We start from the raw sequence: 19,784 nt of genomic DNA, 5'->3' as shown, positions 1-19,784 counted from the left end.
CCAGAGCAACGCAGAAACGCAGGGGAATCCAAGATGACGGAGCACACCGCTCAAGCCGCCACCTGTCAGGCGGCCGCCATTTCCGACAACGCCCTGATCGGCAAATCCGAACAGGAAGCCACGGCTCTGCTGAATGGCTGCCTCTGGCGCATCAGCGAGCGCGATGGCAGGGCTTGCCCGGCACCATGGACTACCGCGAAGAACGTCGCAACCTCGGCATCCAGGGCGGCAAGGTGATTTGGGTTCGGCGCGGGTGAAGCCCGCGAAATTGAACAGGCGCGACAAAAGAAAACGGCCTCCACATGGGAGGCCGTTTTGTGATGCTGGTGCGGCTGCAGGAATGGAATTCGTCTTGCACATCGTTGATGCACAAGGACTTTCAGAACTCACAAGCTCTTCCATGCCCCCAAATGTGCCCCCAATCTTCGGGAACACTTTGGTTCGATTGCGCGCCCGACTTCAGCACTTTCGCCCAACCAAGTACCACTGGCCTCAACGCTTGACTATCGGACGCAATCGTAACGTACTAGGCAACGCTGGATGAACGAACTCGCACACCGCGTATCTCGAACGAACGTGACCGGGCCCTATCGGGCTGGCAACCAGCGATTCCAGCGACGTGCTTCGTGATTTTGGAACGTCACATCGCCCTGCTCAATTCAACCCTTATCCTACTTTGGTGCTGGCAATGCGAGCGCGGCCTGCGTGGCAGTCTGCATGACTTTTGCCGACAAATCTGCGCCCGACATGTCTTCATACCTCGCAGGAATCCGCTCCTTGAGCCGGAAGAGCCGTTGGTGTGCGGAGCGCGTTAGCTGCCCATAGGTGGCTGCGACGACACGCCCGCGCAATACCCCCTCCTCCTTGAGTTCCTTTTCCTTGGAGGTTTTCGGAGCGATCTCATGACCGACCACGAAGGCCTTGAACATTGGGGCTCCATCCAGAGCGCCGCTGGAAAGGAAATCTTGCACGTACCCGTCGGCTTGGTTCATTTCATCGCGGCCAATCGCCGACTTGCCCTTTTTTAGCTCGATGATCAAGACGTTCTGGATTCTCGTGAGCGTCTGCTCGGCAGGATCGAAGCCCTCAGTGCCCACAATTGAGCAAGTTGCATCAGCCAAGACCATGATGTCTGGCCGCTGCTTGTGGTTGACGAAGGCCTCGGGGGACACCCGCTTCTTGAAAACCTTTTCCGCCGCTGTCCGAAGACTCACATTCGAGGCGTATTCGCTGCTGTCAAACTCAGGGCCGAAGAGCCACCTGGCCTGCGTCACCAGCGGGTGGAGGGTGTGAAGCTCGTCGGCCGCCTCATCGCCGCAGAGCTTCTCGATAGCCGCCAGCACTGCAAGCCGGTGGTCAATCTCGTCAAGGACAGAAAGGGCATCGCGCACAGTCCATTGGCCAAGCAAGCGATCGAGGCCTTCGATGTCCGATTCATCTAGCTTGGTGAGCTTTTCGAGCAGAGCTGCCCCGCCCCTTGCCTTCTCCAGGTTGATCAACGCCTGCACCGCGGCGGACAGGACATCTTGCGAAACCGTGGGCGTCGTTTTCACCAGCTCGCGAGCGAAAGTTGCCACCTCCGCCCTGCCAAGCTGTGAGAGCTCTTTGAATTGCTCCCTGTTGCGTACCAGCGCCTCTTCCGAGCTCTCTTCCACCATCGTCGACGAAAGGGAAGCGAAGACGCGCTGTGCGTATTGACGCGCCGCCTCAAACAAGGCGTCCGCCTTTGGCCCCGGCTTGAACCGGGACCAATCCGGCTCGACCTCGGCCATCCAACCATCGTCGGTCTTGACCACGATCGAGTAGCGCTTGGCAAAGCGTGCGCGGCCGTCGATCACGGCCTCGGTCCCCACGATCCAACCTGGGGTTCCCACCAACCGGCCGTTCACCCAAAAGGCGATGCCTTGGTAGAGAGTCGACTTGGCAGCACGAGTTGAATCCACAACGTAAGCCTCAGCGGGGTGGCAACCTTCGATTGCCAAATCCGCTCTCTCTATTAGCCCAGTCTGATCGGCCAGCGATAACGATTGGCCGTTGACTCGTACCACAAACTGCGGGTCGTGCAGAAACCTAGCCGACAGAATTTCACGAATCCGATCGGCGTCGGGCAAGTGGCGCTCAACCACTACGGAGAGCTTCGTGCCGTGGCCTTGGCGTAAAAACGACGCTTCCTTCTCAATACGGAACGGCGTCTCGTGGCTTTGCGTCCCAATATCGAAGCTCACACCTTTACCGTCGCGCCAAGTCTCCACGGAATACTGGTTCGCAAAGCACAGCAGCCCATGGCGGCCGACGCCGTTACGGCCATAGGCTCTGCGTCGCCAATCCTTGCGCTCGGCAGGGAACTCCACGTTCGGCCCTTGATGTTTGATGCGGTCGTAGCCCAGCCTCATCCAGCGCCCTTTGAATTGGGCCCCACTCATGCCATGCCCGTCGTCTATGACGGTTAAGGCCAGTTCACGCGTCAGTGGAATCGTCAGGTCGACCAGCGACGCGCCTGCATCCCAGGCATTGGCCACAAGCTCGGTAAGCGCGATCTCCGGATCGTGCGCGATGCGCCCAAGCGTGCGCACCAAATAGTCCTCTTCAAAGAACGATACCGTCGCAGTGTCTGTTTTTCTTCTTGACTTTACCATCACTAGTCCCCAGTGCGGGCGTGCAAGTCCCATTTCTTCCAGGTCGATCCAAGCAGCGCGAGATGCATGTTTTTCTCTTCGAAATGGTTGCTTCTTTTATGGGGATTCAGCTCAGTGGCTGGTCAAGCCAGCTAGAGCAGCACTCGGAAGTGCCGCTTGTCCGCATCGGACGACTTGAGGATGCGGTACTCCATGCCACTGGCCACCGCAATCTGCTGAGCGAAGTCCTTCTTCGCCTGCACGACGGCGTCCTCGATCTGGTTGTCGGCCTTTACCTCGACGATGACGTACTTCAAGCTGCCGTCCGGCTCCTCGCGCTGGAAGATGAAGTCTGGATAGTAGCTGCGCACCATGTGCGAATCCGGGTCGATGTACTGGATGAAAAAGTCGGATTGACCGTGGGTCAGCATCCCGGTGAAGTAGATTTTCTTCACGCGTTGCTCACGCAGCAGATCCCAGAACAGCCAGTTCTCCGAGCCCGAATCGAAGCAGTAGGTGTCGAGGTGGAAGCTCTTGGCGCGCTCCTCATCCTTGATCCTCGCGTCGTTCATCCGGACGATCTTGTCCTTCGCCGCTGACACCTCGTAGTAGCCGTTGGGCGGCATCTTGATCAGATCGACCTCGTGTTCCTCAGTTTTCTGCGACTCGTCCAGGTCGTAGAGTTGGCGGAACAGGCGCGGAATGATCTCGTCGTACAGCAGCTCATTAAACTCATTGGTAATAGCCACCAGCTCGTCAGTGCCTTCCCGGGTCGCGTCTAGCAGTTCTTCTATCTCCAGTGGGCTGCGATTGAGATAGCGCGACACTTCGGCCACCAGCGTCATGCGCGAGAAGGTGCGCTTCTCTCGGCGGGAGGTCAGGTCGAAGGTGCGGCTGCCCGAGGCGCGTGCGGCATCGGCGGCGGTCAGGCCATCTTGCTGCGTCTCAATCAGGCGATACCTCTCGACCAGCGTGCTCCAGCGTTCCTTGTCCGCGCGGTCTAGGCCTAGCATCTGGCCTGGCACGAGCGCCTTCTCGCGCATCTCGTAGAGCTTGCGCACGCGGACCAACTTGATCTTCACCGGCGGCTCGACCACGCGGATTTGCACCGGCTCCTTGTCCTTGCCGGTTTTCTGCAGATCGTCGGCGCTGATGTGGAAGTTCTGTTGCAACTCGTCGTTCAATGTGCTCAGGTTGCCGTCCGAAAGGAAGACGTGCCCCGTATGCTGGGCTTGACCGATGGCGCGCAAGCAGCGCATCGTAGCCTGCAGCACAAACACCTTGGACTTGGGCTCGCGGAACAATCCCACGCCGAACAGCGAGCGGCAGTTCCAGCCCTCGCGACCCTTGTTCACTAGCAGAATGAACTGCTTTTCCGAGCCTTCTGTGTCAAGGCGGTTGAACTCGCGAATGTCGTCGTTGGTCGTGAGCCTGTCATCGCCAACGTTAACCAGGATGCGCGAGGTCGGGATGCCGTGCTTGAGGAGCGCGCGCTCGACGGCGGGTCTCAGTTCGCCGGTCAGCTCATCAATGGTGGAAGCGAAGAAGGCCAGCTTGGGCAGCAAGCCTTCAGGGCGCAGCTCGCCCGATGCCCTCAGAAAGTTCTCGATGGCGATATCGATGAACTCGTCGGTACGAGTGTTGGCATAGCCGTGCAACGTTACCTTCTTAAGGAAGCCCTTGTCGATGGCTTCCTTCAAGCCGTAAGCGTAGACCACCTCCGGCAACACCTCGCGCCCCACATAGGGCGTGCCGGTGTAGTTGTAGCAGGCCACCACGCGCGTGCCCGCCGCGTTCAGGCTCGCGGCCAGGATGTCGATGGTTGTACGTAGGCTAGTATCGGTTTCCTTGGCCCCAACACCCATATCCTTGGCCAGCGCCTTGCCAAAAGCGTGGTGAGCCTCGTCCACGTAGATGCCTAACTGCTCCAGACGGCGCAGCTTCTCAAACCGCTGGTTGGTGCTCAGCTCACCTTCTTCTTCTGGCTGGTCGAAGTTATAAAGATCCGCGGCGTCCGCATAGACACCGGTAGCCGCGAGCGTTTCGCCAGTCGTACCAAACAGCTTGTCAACGGAGGTTTTCTCCCTACGCTGGCGCTTGAGGATGATCTTCTGCGTATTTGAGACAATGATGTTGAAGCGCGAGCGATCCAGCGTGTCCAGCGACGTGCCGGCTTCTTCAAGGTAGTGAAAACGCAGGTGCGTGGTTAGGAAGTTGACATACTCCGGCGGTACCACGCGAGTCAGATCGAACGCTTCAATCTCCTTCAGCGATTGCAGCACTGTCTTGTCCGGCGCGAACACTAAAGCGTTGTGGCAGTAGCGCGCATCCTTTTCGAATTTGTTGCCCAGCAGGAACTCATAGAAGATGCAGGTCGCCATCAGGATGGTTTTGCCGGTGCCCATCGTTAGAGCGAAGATGTAGTTCGGGTAGGCGCGAGAGTTTTTGCGCATCGCCGCGAACACGGCCTTGTATTGATCCTGCGTAATCTTGTCGAACAGGCCCACTTGGCCCGCATTCCCGGAAACAACGCCGCCCTCAGTGCGCCCGGCAAACCGACCTTGCTTTTCGAACCACTGCTGGAATATCTCCTCGACCTTGGCGTTGCCAAGAAACTCTTTCAGGAAGACGTAGGTTTCCAGCGCCTCGAACTGCGGTTGCCGCAGGAAGGCCTTAGGGTTCTTCTCCGGATTGTTGAAGTCGAGGAATTTGCGGGTCAGTTCCTTGTAGTGATTGCGGATCGTGCCTCGGTTGGACTGGTAGAACTGCCAGAGAAACTGGAAGAAGGCAAAATCGAGCGACGCGCTCACTGGCTTGGCGGCACGCTTAGCCATTGCTAATACTCCCTTCCCACGATTCCGAAAGCAGGTCGGTAATTTTCACGCGGATGGTGGCCGCGTCTTCCGGCACTTTGTACACGCCCTTTACCAGAGCGTCTTTTCCAGGAATGTCCACCACTGCCGGCTGCACCACCGCGCCGTCGTAGTTCCAGTCAATCAGTACCGACTCGACCAGCTCCTTCCAATCCTCGACCGATTCCTTCTGGAGCGAAAGCTTTTGCAGCAGATTCATCGGGTAGAACTTCTCGATGACCAACTCGCCTTTTCTGATAGCAAGTCTGGCCTGCGAATCGCGCTTGAACTCTAGATCGGTCTTGTCACGCAGTATGTCCACTACCTCCACGTCGATCTTGAAGGGCTTGGCGGCAAGTTCAAGTTGCGCGGCCAAATCTGGCTCGTGGCCCATGCAGATGAGGGTGATCTTCTCGACGGGTCGGTTCGGATGTTCGTTGTGCCGGTGCTGCCATGCCTTTTGGTCGAAGTTGTGGATCAGCTCGTTCAGATCGGCACGTGTGGCGATACGGTTGACGGGCATGATCTTGAGCATGCGCCCGTCCTTCTCGCCGTCGAACACGGTACTAAACTCCAGCTTCTGCACCTCCAGTGCCTCGATCAGTAGCTCTTTGGCTTGAACTGGATTGCGGAAGATGTCGTAATTATTGACGTTGTGAATCTCAAATCCAATGAATAGCCTCTCCTCTTCAATGAGGGACTGCTGACGAAGCTCATCAGCCGAACTGATGAGTCGCTTCGTCGACGACTGAACTGCTCCCAGATTGATGTCGGCGGCGACAAACCTTCGGCCAAGCTTCTGAGCAACTACCGCAGTAGTTCCTGATCCAACAAAAGTATCTAGAACGATTCCGCCCGCAGGGCAGCCAGCAGTGATTATTCTCTCCAGTAACTGCTCCGGTTTTCGGGTTGGGTAATCTGATCCGCCTTTCATTCGGCCACAGTCAGTCCAGATGGACTGCAACAGGCGACCGTTACTCTCTTCAAGGAAGAAAACCTTGCAACGAGTAGAACCTCTGCTTGGATCACGCAGATACAACTCCCCCCGCTCCAAAGCCTGATCCATTTCCTCTGGAGACGCATAGGCCCAAACGCGATTCGGCGATGGTCTCACGCCGCGCCACTCGAATTGGCGCTTGGAGTCCTTTCCCTTGTAGGTTGTGTTTTCCACCTTGAAACGCTTACCAAGGCTCGCCGTTTCCTCGGAATAATCAACGACCGTCCCATCAGCAAGACGCACCAGGCTATATTCACTGAGTGCGGAATCAGAAAGATTGCCTGCAGCGGCTTGCCAATCGTAAAACACTTTTTCCTTATTCTTGGCAACCCAGAATATGGTGTCGTGAATGATGCCGAGCCTACTCTTGGCATCATTGTGAGGATCAGTTCTCTGCCAAACGACTTCATTTAGAAAATTCGCGGAGCCGAAGATTTCCTCCAACAGGCAGCGGATGTGATGACTACGATGCCAGTCACATTGAACCCAAATGCTTCCTTCCTCTGTAAGCAACTCTCGAAGCAGAACCAGCCGCTCGTACATGAACTGGAGATATTCATCGTTAGTCCATAGGTCGCCGTACTGCTTTTCCTCAAAAGCCGCCATATCACCCGTGACCGTTCTCCCCTTCAGGTGAATCTTCTTTCGATAGTCAGCTTTGGAGTCAAAGGGCGGGTCGATATAGACCATATCGATCTTGCCTCTGAACTGCTTCAGCAGGTGACTCATTACCTGAAGGTTGTCCCCCCAAAAAATCTTGTTGCGCCATCCGTCCACCTCCTCGCCGTGGACTTCTTTCAATTGCGCAGGGTAGTACTGTGTCGACGTGAACGGGCGCTTGCCACGCCAGTTCAGCATCGGGTAGCCCTTGATCGGCTGGAACTCGTATTTCTCGACGTTGGTGGTACCGCCGTCGGGCGTGGCCAGTTGCAGGCTTTCCTGCGCCGGGGTGCTCTTGCTCATTAGTCGTCTTTCCTGAACGTCCAGTTCTTGTTGTCGCAGTAGGCGCGCATATCGCAGTTCTGGCACAGCTTGGCCGGGCGTGCTGCGATCTGATAGTCCTGCCGCTCGATGCGCGCGACGATATCGTCAAAGCGCGCGATGGTTTTGCCAATAGCGCGGTTGTCCTTGTTGAAGGAGACGTAGGGGTTGCCGCCATCCTCGCCGGTGTAGTACAGATGCATCCGACTGACCTTCTGGCCGGTGCGCTCCTCAACCAAGTGGGCGTACACCTCCAACTGGTGCTGATACTGGCGCAGTCGGTCCCGATCCTTCTCCATGTCGGGTTTCTTCTCCGACTTGAAATCGATGATCTCGACCGTGTCGTGTTCGCCCCGAATGAGGTCAACGCTACCCTTGAGGATGTATTGATCCTTGACGAGCGAAATCTCGACCTCGGCTTCCTTGACGCGATCCCAGTTGCCGTTCTCGCGCTCGTAGTAACGCAGCACGTGCTGCAGCGCCGCCTGCTGCGAAGTGGGCGCGAGGTATACGCGCTCCTTCTTCGACAGCATGGCATAGTTGGCCGAGAACCAACCTTCAATGGCTTCGCGGCCAAGGGTGCCCTCCTCGCCGCGCAGCACTGTCTTGTGGATGTCCTCGATGGTTTGATGCACCAGCGTACCGAATAGCATCGGGCTTTCGCGAATGGGGGCGAACTCTAATTCCTTGAAGAAGCGGTATTGCTCGGCGCAGTTCTCGAACACACTGATGTGCGATGTGAAGGAGTATTCGCGCTTAAGGTTGATCTGCTTGACCGCCTCGAAGGTCAGCGCCGGTAGGTCAACGCTGCGCCAACTCGGAAGCTCGTAGAACAAGCGCTCGAAGTATTTGGACGGCGACTTGCCCAATCCCCGTCCCTGCCGCTCCTGCGCGGCCAGCACCAACAGGTTCTGGGCACGGGAGAAAGCCGTGTAGAACAGCCGCCAGAAGTCGAAGTTTTTAATGTGGTCGAGTGGCTCGAAGCGCTCCTTGGAAAGGTAGCCGCCGTCTTCCAGCCGCACGTCGAGCGCACTGTACTGCTTGCGCGGCACAGCCTCCAGCGAACCGCAGACGACCACCGGAAACTCCAGCCCCTTCGATTGGTGGATGGTAAGAAACGACACACAGCCCTTGGGCGCGTACTCGGCTTCGTCCTCGTACTCGCCGATGCCGCCGTCTACCAGGAAGCGCAGAAACTGGTTGAACAGATCGCGGATATTTTTTTCCAGCCACTCCGGGTTCAACACGCTGACGTAGTGCAGGTACTCGAACTTGGTGAGCAGCTTGGAGAAACTCCCAAGATTGCGCGCGGCACGGCCCTTGTCCACGCCTTGCACAACTTCGTCAGTGACGAAGCGCGAGAACAACGGGAACTGGAGCAATTGGTAGAACAGGCCGGAGAAGGCGTAGTCAGTGTTCTGCGTAAGCACGGCGTGGCGCTTGGCCAGCGGGCGCGCCCAATCCAGCAAAGACTTGTTCTCCGGCTTGCGCAGTTCTGCGGCGAAGGCCGCAAAGCATTGGTGGTCGTAATAGTCCCAGATGTCCAGCGTGACGCCTTCCGCCCACGCACGCACCTTAGGAAATTGCGGGAACAGAAAGATCAGCGCGCCGATCATCAAGCGGATTTCCTCGCGCTCGAAGAACATGTTCGAGCGTGGCGAGAACACGGGCACGCCCTCGGTTTCGAGGAAGCGAGCCAGGGCAACCACCTTATCGTTCTTGACAGAGCGAAACAGGAAGGCGACCTGATTCCAGTCCGACAACTGGCCCGATGCCTTCAGGCCATTGAGGAAGGCCAGTACCTCAGCATGCCAGTTGGTGGTTTCGTCCTTGTTGTCGGTGGCCGCCAACCGCACCGTCGCAGGCACGTCCGGAAAGTCGTCCTGGCGCGGCTCGATCTGTTTAGCGAAGCGGAATACGCGCGTGCCATCGTCCCATGTCTGCTCGCGCATCCATTCGTTGTAGAAGCGGATGATGTCCGGGTGCGAGCGGTAGTTGACAGTGAGCTTGACCTGCTTGCACTGCCCGTCAGGAAATAGCGATGGGAATTCAAGAATGTTCCGGATAGTCGCGCCCCGGAACCGATACAAGCCCTGGTCGTCGTCGCCCACGACGCACAGGTTGCGCCTCTTGCCCGCCAGCAGCAGGAGGATGCGCTCCTGGATGGTGTTGGTGTCCTGGTATTCGTCGACCATCAAGTAGGTCAGCTTCTCGCGCAGTTGCGCCAGCACCTCCGGACGTTTTTCGAGCAGTTGCAGCGCCTCATACTGAATGCCGGAGAAGTCGAGTGAGTTGTTCTCATGCAGCAACTCCTGGTACTTGGTAAAACACGCGGCCAATGCGCGGATTTCCGCTTCAGGAGCGGCCGACAGTGCGGTGGCATCGAGCGCTTCTTCGCTGACCTTGCTGAGCCATTTGAGCAGATGTTCGGACTGTGACCAGCGGCCCGACTCGTCATCCCCCATGACGAGCTGAGCGTCGGGGAGGCCGCGAAAATCCTTGATGTGCTGATACAGAAAGTACTGCTGGTCAAACTGGTCGAACAACGTGAAGCTGCGATTGAGCCTCGTGAATTCGCGGAAGTCCTCCAACAGGCGCAGGCAGATGGAGTGGAAGGTGCCGAGGTACATCTCGTTCAGGTTGAACTGGATGCCCAGCTCGGACAGCCGATTCGAGATGCGGGTGGTGAGCTCGCGCGCCGCCTTATCGGTGAACGTGACGACAAACAGCGACTCCGGTGCGACGCCTTTTTGCGTGATGAGATAGACGATGCGCTCGACCAGCGTGAACGTCTTGCCCGAGCCAGGACCCGCGATGATGAGCACAGGGCCATCGGTAGCGAGGATGGCTTCAAGCTGCTGCGGATTGGCCTTGCTTTGAAGCGCAGGGTCGGTGCCACTCATTCTGCGCCTCCGTCCTCGCCACCGACCGCAGCTTTGCCGATGCTGCTGGCGATCCACTGATTAAGCTCATCGCGACGGAATCGCCAAGTGCCGCCGAGCTTGAAAGCCGGGATCTTGCCGCTCGCAGCAAGACGGTAGACCGTGCGTTTCCCGGCTTTTAGATAGGTCGCGACCTCATCAATGGTGAGGATTTCGTCCGGCTGGTCGCTCATCTAGTTACTCTCGGCTGACTACTCAATTCGATGACTGGCGTATCTTGGCACAAGAATGGCAGGATTGAGCAAGGTTGAGCAAACATGGCATCGAGAAGATGCCTGACAAAGAGGGGGCGGCGGTGACATCGAACTACGAAGCAATCTGCGAAGAAAATCGTCGGCGCTATGGGACCGAAGGCGCTCAGAAATCCGGGGAGTTGGCTGCTGGTCTGTACGACGATCGCACGCACTTCATTTTCGAGCTGCTACAAAATGCCGAAGATGCCCTGGAGCGGCGCGGCGATCGGCATGGGCCACGTAAGGTCACGTTCACGCTGGAGCCAAGCAAATTGGCCCTATCCCACTTCGGCAAACCGTTCGACGAAGCCGACGTTCGGAGTGTGTGTGACATCGCCGAGACCACAAAGGACGAGTCCTCCATTGGCCGCTTCGGCCTCGGCTTCAAGTCGGTCTACACGGTCACAGATCTTCCTGAGATTCACTCTGGCGATGAAGATTTTGCCATTGAAGATTATGTGTTCCCCAAGCGGGCGAACCGCACGGCGCGCGAGGCAGGCGAAACGCAGATTATCTTGCCTTTAAAGACAGAAGACGCAACTGTCCTGCAGGACATCACTGCTGGATTCCGGCACCTGGGTTCTAGCGCGCTCCTATTCCTTCGGCACATCGACGAAATCAATTGGAGCGTAGAAGGCGGGGCATCCGGGTTCTATCTGCGCAATAGTCCAGAATTGCTCGGCCCAAACGTCCAGTGCGTTACCGTGATTGGTCAAGAAAGCGGCCAGCCCGAAGTTGATCAGAGCTGGCTAGTATTCCACCGCGACGTGGTCTCTACCGAACAGCAGAAGGTAGGGCAGGTAGAAATCGCCTTCTCGTTAGTGGCGGTAGAAGAAGACACCCCTGATCACTGGGCCGTCCGGCCACTGCCCAACTCACCGCTGGTCGTTTTCTTCCCGACCGTGGTGGAAAGTCACCTTGGCTTTCTGGTGCAAGGGCCGTATCGCACCACGCCAAGTCGAGACAACATTCCACCCGGCAATCCCTGGAACCAGCATTTGATCAAGGAAACGGCCAGTTTGTTGGTGGAGGCAATGCGTTGGATGCGGGACAAGGCAATTCTTGACGTCTCCGCACTGCGCTGCCTACCACTCGACCATGAGAAATTCCCGCAAGGCTCGCGATTCGCGCCGATTTTTGAAGCTGTCCGGCAGGCATTTCAAGATGAGGCACTGCTTCCCGCTTCCGATGGCAACTACGTGACCGCCAGTCAGGCCAAGCTTGCCCGTGGGCAAGAGCTGCAGAAGCTTTTCACGTCGGAGCATGTCGCTGCGCTGTTCGGCTCTGAAATCACCGCTTGGCTATCGAGTGACATCACCCCGGACAGGGCACCCGAGATTCGACAGTACCTGATGGACGAACTCGATATCGATGAAATCAGGCCAGAAAAACTGGTGGCGAGCTTGACCAAGCCGTTCCTTGAGGCGCAGCCCGACGAGTGGGTGTTGCGGCTGTACGAGTTCCTGAGCGGCCAGAAGGCCTTGCTTCGCCACCTCGACGCTGTTCCACTCATCCGCCTGGATGATGGCACCCACGTCGTTGCCCGCGAAAGTGGCAAGATCAAGGCCTTCCTGCCCGGCGCCATTGCAACAAACTTCCCGACGATGCGCCGCACGGTGTGCACAACTTCCGAAGTGCGTGCATTTCTCGCCTCTCTGGGCATCACTGAACCCGACCCAGTGGATGACGTGGTTTGGAATATCCTGCCGAAGTATCGTAAGAATGAAGCAGATATGGACGGCGATGTCTACGCCTCCGACATCGAACGTATCCGGTCGGCGTTCAGCAGCGACTCGACAGCACAAAAGGAAAAGCTCCGTGCTGCCCTGCGCGACACCGCCTTTGTGAAGGCGATCGATACCGGTGACGGCAAGAGTTCTGTCGCAAAACCGGGCGATATTTACATAGCGACCGACCGCCTGAAGCAGCTTTTCGCGGGCGTAGGTAAAGTCCGTATGGTTGATGATGGGTACAGCTGCCTTCGCGGCGAAAACATGCGCGAGTTGCTGGAGGCGTGCGGTGCGCTGCGGTATCCGCGCCCGGTCGAAGCCCCGAACGAACTGACGCGGGATGAGAGGCAGGAACTGCGCCGACAAACCGGCCACGAGGAAACGTCCGGAGTCAACGATCGGGTTACCGACTGGCTCCTTCAAGGGTTTGACGATCTCATAGCGCTTCTGCCAAAGCTCAATCCGGACCAACGCACCGAACGCGCCCGCCTTATCTGGGAGAGCCTGGGCGACCTGGAAGAACGTCGCGGGCGCGGGATCTTTGATGGTTTCTACACTTGGTCGCACTATGGGGAACGCAAGACACCGCCTTTCCCGGCGGCCTTCCTGCGTCAGCTCAACAAATCAGCTTGGGTACCCGACGCCGACGGTGAACTGGTGCCCCCGAGTCTCGTGGTATTCGAGACTCTTGGTTGGAAGCCCAATCCATTCCTGCTGACGAAGATCGACTTCAAGCCGCCGATCATCGACCAGTTGGCCAAAGAGGCGGGCATCGATCCTGCCGCGCTCGACCTATTGCGCAAGTACGGCATCACAAGCGTGGCCGACCTGGCGTCCCGGCTTGGTATTACCAACCCGCCTGAGGAGGTCGAACCACCTTCAGATCCCGGCGCGAAAATTGACGAGGCATCTGGCATCGACGACGTTTATGGTGATGCTAAGGATCTGTACGGCGACGACATGCCAGACATCCCACCCGGCACGCATGATCCCGACGGCAGTGACGGTGTGGGCGGCGGCGCTGGTCCGGGTGCTCCAGGCCGTACTGGCACCGGAACATCACGTGGCAATAGACAGGGCAATGGACAAGCGCTCAACGGTTCAGGTAGCCACAGTGCTTCGGGCAGCAGCGGTGGACACGGAGGTGGTCATGGGAAGAGAACACCTGGCAAAACCGGGACACGTCCCTTCATCTCCTACGTCGGCGCGTATCCGAATGATGACGAGCCCGATCCCGATGGCCTCGATCAAGCGGCACGGATGCACATCGAATATCAGGCCATTAAACTGATCATCGAACTTGAGCCAAAACTGCAACGCACGCCGCAGGGCAACCGAGGATTCGACCTTTACGAGGTCAACAACAGCGGCAAGCCGGCTCGTTGGGTCGAGGTCAAGGCAATGACGGGCAGCCTAGAAGACCGGCCGGTGGGACTATCGCGCCCCCAGTTTGAATGCGCCCTCGAGCACGGTACCGCCTACTGGTTGTATGTTGTCGAACATGCGACTGACCCGGACAAGGCTCGCGTGCTCAGGATTCAAGATCCCGCTACTCAGGCCCGGACCTTCACGTTCGATCGAGGCTGGAGCCAGATCGCCCAGACGGATCCACCTCACTGATCGGCATCGCGATCAAATTGGCATGGTTCGCCCTCAGCGAACCATGCCTCCTACTCAACTTAGTCGATCAAGAACTTGTCGCGGTTCTTACCGATCCATGTCGGAGCACGGCCCCGCCCCGACCAAGTTGCACCAGTCTTCGGATCACGATACGTCGGGGCTACAGTCTTCTTCTTGCTAGCCACACCGCGTTTGACCGAGAGTCAAATGTCATCTGCGGTCAAGCTTTGCCGTAATGCACAGCGACACCATTCTCGTATTCGCGAGAGCTTCGGGCAGATTGTCGGCGGTGCAATGTCACCCCTCACGCGCGGGCAAAAATTGTTGGCGCTCGCAAGCCATCCGTCTAGCAGTTGTCATTTATCTCGCTGAGCGCCCTGGTGGCAATCAAGATGGCCGCATTTAATCTACTTCCATTGCCAACGCTCAACGGAGGTACGCTTGTTGCGCTTGTTGCAAGCAGCGGATTCGCGAGAATTTGGCGCCCGAGATACACACAGACGTTAGTATTTGTCTACCTTGCGCTGCTGCTGTCGTGGCTATCCGTGTGTGCTATTTACCTCGTATGAGTGAGCGGCTTACGCTTGCATTCCGTGCCGCCAGTGGTAGAAGCACCAGCCAGGCGTCCTGCTCGGGAGGAGTCCGCCATGTCAATTGCATCGGAACGAAAAGCACGTAAGGCTCAGGAAGCGGAGCAACGCGCCGCCGAGGTTGCCGCGCACAAGCAGAAAAAGGCTGGGATGAAGGCATTGCGGAATGCCGCACGAGCGGCCGCCAACTTAGCGCGGGCCAAGCAGCGGTCCGCTAAAGAGAGCGCCGCTACGACTAGGGCACAGATTACCCTCGCCGGGATGACGTCCCGCGAAGCGGCACACCTAGCGCAGATTCGGTCCGCAGCGCTAGCAGTGCAAGATGAGCTGGATCGGAGGGCTCGTGAGTCTGGCAGAGAGCAGTAATAACGGCCGGTCGCAAATCGCCCGAGATGGCTCGCACCACCGGCAACAAATTGGGCGGTGGCCGAAGAAACAGCTCATCCGAGCCGAAGCGCCAGGCAGTAGCACAGCGGACGCCGTTAAGCGCGGTGTCCGCTGTGCTGCCTCAGGATTCCAGGATTATTGGGTCACATATAACTCTCTTGAAGCGGTCCCGGTGGGGCTGCCCGCGTCTCCAAACGCTACAAGGAGTTTTGATGACCATTCCGTGTCCTCGCTGTCAGTCCACTCGAACTGACACCCTCAACCTCGCAACCAAGGTCGGCGGCACGGTTGGCGCCCTCGCAGGTGCTGCCGGCGGCGTCGCCATGACCGTCTCAGGTGCCGAAGCCGGCGCCGCAGTTGGAATGCTCGCCGGCCCCGTCGGCGCTGCACTCGGCGGCATCGCCGGCGCCATTCTCGGCGGCCTCATCGGTGGCACAACGGGCTGCGCTGCAGGTGCCGCCCTCGGTGACGCCGTCGATACCCAAGTACTCAACAACCATCACTGCCTCGACTGCGGTCACACCTTCAGCGATCGCTAACCTAGCCGACGACACACTTTCTGTCTTCTCTTTTCATCTGCCATAGAGCCCGGCTTTGGCCGGGCTCTATGCATTTGTCTTCCCAAGGAGCATTCCATGCATCTCGTGCAAACCATGGCCTATGTTGGTCAAACCCCGTGGCACGGCCTCGGTAATCAATTGACTCCACGTCAGCCCGTCGAGGTTTGGGCCAAGCAGGCCGGCATGAACTGGCAGATCGAAGAAACCGAAGTGCGTTTCGTCTCGGGCAGCGCCGGCTCCAACCTTGGCTCCATTCACGCCTTTCCGGAACGGAAGGTGCTCTACCGCTCTGATACGAAAGCCCCTCTGTCCGTAGTTTCTGCCCGATATAACGTGGTGCAACCAGCTGAGATCCTGGAGTTCTATCGGGACCTGACGGAAGTCGGTGGCTTCGAGCTGGAAACCGCCGGTGTGCTCAAGGAAGGCCGCAAGTTCTGGGCACTCGCCAAAACCGGCCAGACTGGCCTCCTGAAGGGCCGAGACAAGGTGGACGGCTACCTGCTGCTGGCAACGGCCTGTGACGGCACGCTCGCCACCACGGCTCAGTTTACGAGTGTGCGCGTTGTGTGCCACAACACACTGCAGATCGCACTGGGCGACGGTACCGGCGTGGTCAAGGTCCCTCACCGTTCGCAATTCGATGCCGCCGCCGTCAAGCGTCAACTGGGCATTGCAGTCTCGTCCTGGGACAGCTTCATGGCACGCACTAAGGCGCTCGCCGAGCGCAAGGTCCCTAATTCGGCGGCAGAAACCTTCTTCCGGCGGGTGCTGACCTATCCGACGGCGAATCTGGCCGATCGCGTCGTCCTCAATGAACGAGCCATCAAAGCGGTGGGCCAGCTGTATGCCGGAAGCGGCAAAGGCGCGGATCTAACATCTGCGGCCGGTACGGCTTGGGGCTTGGTCAACAGCATCACGGAGTTCGTCGACCACCGTCGCCGTGCGCGCAGTGACGATCATCGCCTGGATGCAGCCTGGTTTGGCCAGGGTGCCGCCCTCAAGCAGAAAGCCTGGGACGAGGCGCTCAAACTCGTCGTCTGATCACCACTTCTCTTCTCACATAGCTCAAGGCGACCTTCGAAACTAGCTTAGCACCAGCATAGACGCCGCCCGGCGACAGCGCAGCAATTTCGATGTCGATAGAGGCCCCCGGGCAATGAATGCATCCCCTGAACTGGGGATGCGCTCCAACAAGCGCTGCCATACAAAGTGGATTCGCCCCCCGTATCTCCGGACACCGCCTCACACTTGAGTTGATGATTCCGTCCTGCGCCTGAACTCGCGTGGCGAGCGATATTTCAGAGCGCTATCGGGATTGCAACCACAGTTGGGGTAGATTTTCGCCATAGCAGCCGATCGGCCAGACCGCAGGAGCAAATGCAGTGCAGAAGAACTCGCAGAAGGCAGCCGCGCTCGGCGACAAATCCCTCCCGCTCCCAACATTGACCGGCCCAAAACGTACCGCTAGCATCAAACTGCTTTGTCTGTAACCACCCTGAACAACCGGAGTAGCTCGCCTCCGAACATGCGCCACTCGCCCCCACCGCCGACAACGAATACTGAGATTCGCGTCCTTCTCGTTGAGGATGACCGTACCACCAGTATCCATCTGCATGCCGCGCTAGGCAGTGTGCCGGGCATCCGTGTCGTGGCAAGCTGCGGTGATCGCGCAAGTGCATTGTCCTGGCTGCACGCGAATACGGTAGACGTTGTCCTCTGCGACCTCGGTCTACCTGATGGATCGGGCATTGACGTCATCCGCTTTGCACGCCAGCAGCATCCACAATGCGATTGCATGGTGATCACCATGTTCGGAGATGAATCGAACGTCCTGGCCAGCATCACTGCAGGCGCATCTGGCTATTTGCTCAAAGATGCGTCCGATGATGAACTGCGCGCCTCGGTACTGGAATTGCGATCCGGAGGCTCGCCAATGAGCCCCGTGATAGCGCGACAGGTTATCAACCGGCTGCGCGAGTCGGATTCGCGCGGCCAGACCGCCCCGCCGTCGGCGCATAGCATCGTGCTGTCAACGCGCGAAAGCGAAATCCTCGATCTGATCTCGCGCGGTTATACCTACGCGGAAATTGCCGGTTATCTCTCGATTACGGTGAATACGGTGGCATCGCATATCCGCAACATCTACGGCAAGCTGGCAGTGAATTCTCGCACCGAGGCTGTCTTCGAGGCGCACAAGCTCGGCCTGCTGAAATCTCTGTGAGGAAGCTCGCCATAGCGCGCAGTGCCGCGATCCGCAACGCAACCCTGTGGATCGGCTTCATCCTTCTGGTCGTTGCTTGGCCTCTCGTCAGCAGCGCGGCGGGCGATGGCACCGACCACGACGTTCAAGTGCTTCGCAATGCCGAGGCGGCAATCCGCTTTACCCTCTGCACGACAGACAGCGAGCTCGATGCCAACAATGGCGTCGATGCCGCGCTCACACCGATCCAACTTCCGCACTACTGGGATCGTGCCTTTCCGGGCAAAGACGGCCGTACCACTTACCGGCTGACATTCCACCATGTCCCCAGTGGACATGACAGCCCGGCGTTCTACTTGGCCCGCGCCGCCAACAGTTTTGAGATGCGGCTGAACGGCAAGCTGCTGGCTTCATCAGGCGACCTATGCGCACCAGCTCCGTATGGTGGTCAGCGCCCCCTCTATGTGCCGGTGCCCGAGGCCATGCTGCAGGCCGATAACACGCTCGATATCACGATTGCAGCACTTGCAAACGCGCGTGGCGGCCTGTCACCGGTGGAGTTCGGGCCGGGCAGCACGATGCGCGCGCGCTACGAGGGCGCACTGTGGTTCCGCGTGATCGGGCCGCTGGTCATTGCCGCCGTCAGTCTGGTGCTGGCCGGTATCTCGCTGCTGATTTGGTGGCGCCAGCGCGACCCGCTGTTCGGGCTGTACGCGCTGGCCGAGATCGCGTGGGCTGTGAGCCTGGCGGAGTTTTTTCTAACCGACGCCCCACTTCCGCGCGGGGTATGGCAAGTCATCATCCTGTCAGGTCGCGCGGTTTTCATGGTGGCCACAGCTAGGTTCGCACTGATCATCATTGACGTCCGCGCGCGCTGGCCAGTCCGGCTGGTCAATATGTACCTGTGGCTCAAGCTCCCGTTGATCGTACTGATGGCCAGCGTGCTGCGCGTGCCTTTGCTCAAGATGGCCGATTGGGCCATCAACGTTGTGATGGCGTGCATCGTGGGCAGTGCGCTTGTGTGGTCTACGCTACGCCGCCCTAACCGCGAGCGCATCGCCCTGGCCACTGCGGTGGGGCTCTCTACCGCGCTCACGTCTGCGGATATCGTGCGTATCACGATAATCGGTGACTTCTATTGGGAAACTGCACTGACCAAGTACGTGTCGCTGCTGTTCAGCTTGGCCATGGCTTGGTTGCTGGCGGAACGCTACACCCGCACGAGCCGGATGCTGGCAGAGCTGAACCGCGACCTCGATCAAAAGGTGGCTCAAAAAGAGATTGAGCTGCACAAGCTCTATGCCCATTCCCGCGGAATCGAGCGCGAGCAGGCCGCCCTCAGGGAACGCGGACGCATCATGCGCGATATGCACGACGGGCTCGGCAGCACGCTGGTTGGCGCGCTCAGCCTACTGCGCTCCGGTCAGGCTTCGCCCCTGGCTCTGCAACAGCATCTGCAGCAGGCCCTGGATACCCTGAAATTCTCGGTCGATGCCTTGCAAGATACCGGGGGCGATCTGGCTGCGGTGCTGGGCAACCTACGCTACCGTCTGCGCGATAGACTGCTGGCCGCCGGGTTGACCGTGGACTGGCAAGTCGAGCGCTTACCGCCGGTGGCTGGCCTCACACCGCAGATCGTGCGCGAGTTGCAGTACATCCTCCTCGAAGCGTTTTCGAACGCCATGCAGCATGCCGGCGGTGGTGTGCTGCAGGTGGTTGGGCGCAGCCTTGGCGAGCCGAGCGCGGAAGCAAGTACGTTGCTGATCGAAGTCCGAGACAGCGGGCCTGGCTTCGACATCGCCACCGTGGCACACGGCCACGGTTTGGCCAACATGCGCGCCAGAGCGGCGGCCATTGGTGGCGAACTGTCGATCGAGTCATCCACGGAAGGTACTGTGGTGCGTTTGCTGCTGCCCCCTCCTAAGTAGTTTGCGACGGCCAGGACGCTCCAAGTAAAACGTCTGGCGCCGCTGCGGGTTATGGCATCCCCAAAACTGGGGATGACCGCCCCCCCGAGAACCCCTATCTTCAGCTCAAGCAAAGGTGAGTTCCGCCGCGACAAATGGCGCGTCCTTAC

The 19,784-nt window shown here is 58.6% G+C and carries 11 protein-coding genes and 2 pseudogenes; 7 read left to right on the top strand and 6 right to left on the bottom strand.

All coding sequences use genetic code 11. From position 1 onward, the window contains the following. Positions 1–33 precede the first annotated feature (33 nt). A pseudogene (locus R2676_RS18810) lies at positions 34–257 on the top strand (hypothetical protein). A gap of 414 nt (positions 258–671) precedes the next feature. On the opposite strand, the gene R2676_RS18805 reads toward R2676_RS18810, so the two are convergent. From R2676_RS18805 to mads1, 5 genes are all read right to left on the bottom strand, one after another. Beyond that, a complete protein-coding gene (locus R2676_RS18805) occupies positions 672–2,669 on the bottom strand; it encodes an ATP-binding protein (RefSeq protein WP_316887308.1) in 1,998 nt (665 codons plus the stop codon). Between the two features lie 98 nt (positions 2,670–2,767). Continuing rightward, complete coding sequence (locus tag R2676_RS18800) at positions 2,768–5,449, bottom strand: TnsA endonuclease N-terminal domain-containing protein (RefSeq protein ID WP_206274043.1); 2,682 nt, start codon at positions 5,447–5,449, stop codon at positions 2,768–2,770. Beyond that, positions 5,442–7,427, bottom strand: a complete 1,986-nt coding sequence (locus R2676_RS18795) for a site-specific DNA-methyltransferase (RefSeq protein ID WP_206274044.1) — start codon at positions 7,425–7,427, stop codon at positions 5,442–5,444. Before R2676_RS18795 ends, R2676_RS18800 begins: the two co-directional genes overlap by 8 nt. Continuing rightward, positions 7,427–10,348 (bottom strand): ATP-dependent helicase, encoded by a 2,922-nt coding sequence (locus R2676_RS18790; protein WP_206274045.1) that lies wholly within the window; start codon positions 10,346–10,348, stop codon positions 7,427–7,429. Before R2676_RS18790 ends, R2676_RS18795 begins: the two co-directional genes overlap by 1 nt. After that, positions 10,345–10,560 (bottom strand): methylation-associated defense system helix-turn-helix domain-containing protein MAD1, encoded by a 216-nt coding sequence (gene mads1 / locus R2676_RS18785; protein WP_206274046.1) that lies wholly within the window; start codon positions 10,558–10,560, stop codon positions 10,345–10,347. The genes R2676_RS18790 and mads1 overlap by 4 nt, the downstream gene beginning before the upstream one ends. 74 nt (positions 10,561–10,634) lie before the next feature. Between mads1 and R2676_RS18780 the strand changes: the two genes are divergently transcribed. Further along, positions 10,635–13,970, top strand: a complete 3,336-nt coding sequence (locus tag R2676_RS18780; RefSeq protein ID WP_316887306.1) for a sacsin N-terminal ATP-binding-like domain-containing protein — start codon at positions 10,635–10,637, stop codon at positions 13,968–13,970. 59 nt (positions 13,971–14,029) lie between these two features. On the opposite strand, the pseudogene R2676_RS18775 reads toward R2676_RS18780, so the two are convergent. Next, a pseudogene (locus R2676_RS18775) lies at positions 14,030–14,137 on the bottom strand (H-NS family nucleoid-associated regulatory protein); the annotation flags it as partial. 186 nt (positions 14,138–14,323) lie between these two features. On the opposite strand from R2676_RS18775, the gene R2676_RS26210 reads away from it, so the two are divergent. From R2676_RS26210 to R2676_RS18755, 5 genes are all read left to right on the top strand, one after another. Further along, positions 14,324–14,539 (top strand): site-2 protease family protein, encoded by a 216-nt coding sequence (locus tag R2676_RS26210; protein WP_410482519.1) that lies wholly within the window; start codon positions 14,324–14,326, stop codon positions 14,537–14,539. 731 nt (positions 14,540–15,270) lie between these two features. Continuing rightward, a complete protein-coding gene (locus tag R2676_RS18770; RefSeq protein ID WP_316887305.1) occupies positions 15,271–15,486 on the top strand; it encodes a hypothetical protein in 216 nt (71 codons plus the stop codon). A gap of 96 nt (positions 15,487–15,582) precedes the next feature. Then, complete coding sequence (locus R2676_RS18765; protein ID WP_206274050.1) at positions 15,583–16,548, top strand: DUF932 domain-containing protein; 966 nt, start codon at positions 15,583–15,585, stop codon at positions 16,546–16,548. Positions 16,549–17,032: 484 nt separating this feature from the next. Continuing rightward, positions 17,033–17,728 carry a response regulator transcription factor gene (locus R2676_RS18760; protein ID WP_206274051.1) on the top strand — a complete coding sequence of 232 codons (696 nt, stop codon included), beginning with the start codon at positions 17,033–17,035 and terminating at the stop codon, positions 17,726–17,728. Beyond that, positions 17,725–19,635 (top strand): sensor histidine kinase, encoded by a 1,911-nt coding sequence (locus tag R2676_RS18755; RefSeq protein WP_206274052.1) that lies wholly within the window; start codon positions 17,725–17,727, stop codon positions 19,633–19,635. Before R2676_RS18760 ends, R2676_RS18755 begins: the two co-directional genes overlap by 4 nt. Positions 19,636–19,784 lie beyond the last annotated feature (149 nt).

The sequence above is a fragment of the Ralstonia flatus genome (assembly GCF_958439105.1).
Taxonomy (GTDB): Bacteria; Pseudomonadota; Gammaproteobacteria; order Burkholderiales; family Burkholderiaceae; genus Ralstonia; species Ralstonia flatus.
Note: the sequence above shows the minus strand (reverse complement) of the source record. Positions and strands in the feature narration are given on the sequence as shown.